The 1513-nt window shown below is 29.4% G+C and carries 2 protein-coding genes; both read right to left on the bottom strand.

What is annotated here, in order from left to right; translation table 11 throughout:
* Positions 1-466 (bottom strand): DUF3267 domain-containing protein (locus GSA01S_RS10125; RefSeq protein ID WP_066127254.1); only part of this gene is annotated, 466 nt, incomplete at its 3' end.
* Positions 467-1019: 553 nt separating this feature from the next.
* Positions 1020-1513, bottom strand: a 494-nt coding sequence (locus GSA01S_RS10890; RefSeq protein ID WP_169792699.1) for a hypothetical protein, incomplete at its 5' end; no start/stop codon positions are given.

Raw genomic sequence — 1513 nt, forward strand, 5'->3', positions numbered from 1 at the left:
CCGAAAGATGAGTTGCGGTTAATATATCAAATAAAGCTAAATGAGGTACTACAATAGGAAATAATGCGATTAACGTCAAAGTAATGATTAAACAAGGCATTAATGCGATAACGATAAATTGAGTGCGTGTATAGCGACTGCCCGGACTTGATGCGTATACCATTCCGGTTTGATAGCCAAACTTAACTGAAGCAGTTGGATTGAACTGTTTGAAAAAGACGCCATGAATCGCTTCGTGAATGATTAAGACAATCATAAACAGAGCCACAAAACTAGTCAGTTCAATGAAAATACGCTTAATATCCATTGAAAGTGGCGCTTTACTAAACTGGTAAAAAGCTTGCATAATACCCAGGATTACTTGTAATATAATGACGGATGCAATTAGGATAACGAGTGAATAACGACTTAACTTCTTTAGCGTATTCTGGTCATCTACCAAATTAATTTCTTTCCATATCTTCATTAGTTTTCCTCCTATTTAAGTAATTATATATTGATTATATCATATTAACCCTTCTTTTTTACAACCGTATTATAAGCAAATTACCAATACTTGTGACGAAATTTTTGTACTAAAAAACCATTAAAAGCACTCTCTCCTGCTTCTAATGGTTTCAAATTTTTATGCTAAAAAGTTAATTTTTGAATTTACATCATATCGTGTTGACTCAAGTGGTTCTTCGCCTGGTTTACCAATTGAAATGGCCATAATAGGCACGAAACGCTCATTATCAAGGTTTAAAGTTGCAACTAAAAATAGAAAAGATGCTAAACAATAATTGTATCGAGTTATTTATCGGATTTTCTTTATAAAAAATTTTTTTATCAGAAATACATGTTGCTTTGGACTTAATTATATAAGAGAGACCGACACTCTGTATTCAAAAAATAGCGTTGTAATTTTAGTAAATTTTAGAACCAATCTTTTTCCTAACTAAATATTGCAGAGTAATTAAATTAGTTTAAAATTACGAATTCGAATTTAAAGTGTAATTTTAACCTCTTATGATTTGTACTTATTTTATTGGAACAACTAGACCTCTATATAACGCATGATATAAACCATCAATAAACGAAATATATTGTCTTGCGAGTGTGCCTAAATACTTTCCATCATTATAAAAATATCTTTCCGGCGGTGTGGATTTAAATGTTAAATGTAAATCCATCATAATGCCTGAGCTTTTTATACTATAATCTTCCTTACTTGGATTTACAACCAAGTAATTTGATTTATTACGATTGTTCTGTTTAAATTCATTGATATTTTTTTTGCTTTGATCTTTATATAAATTAGATTCAATACTAGAAGTTTGATTTAAATGTTTTTCTTCTTCACTGATTTCAGTATTTGAATTTTTTTCATCAATTTCTTTTTTTAAAATATCATTGGAAATTTTGGGTGTATTTTTTATTTCATATACTATATCATTCTCTAGTTTTGTTTCCTCTAAAGTTGTTTCCTCTTCGACTAAACAGTCGTCTTTTGCATCTTGATTAATTATTTCTT

Origin of the sequence: Globicatella sanguinis NBRC 15551 (assembly GCF_001552295.1) — a bacterium.
Taxonomy (GTDB): domain Bacteria; phylum Bacillota; class Bacilli; order Lactobacillales; family Aerococcaceae; genus Globicatella; species Globicatella sanguinis.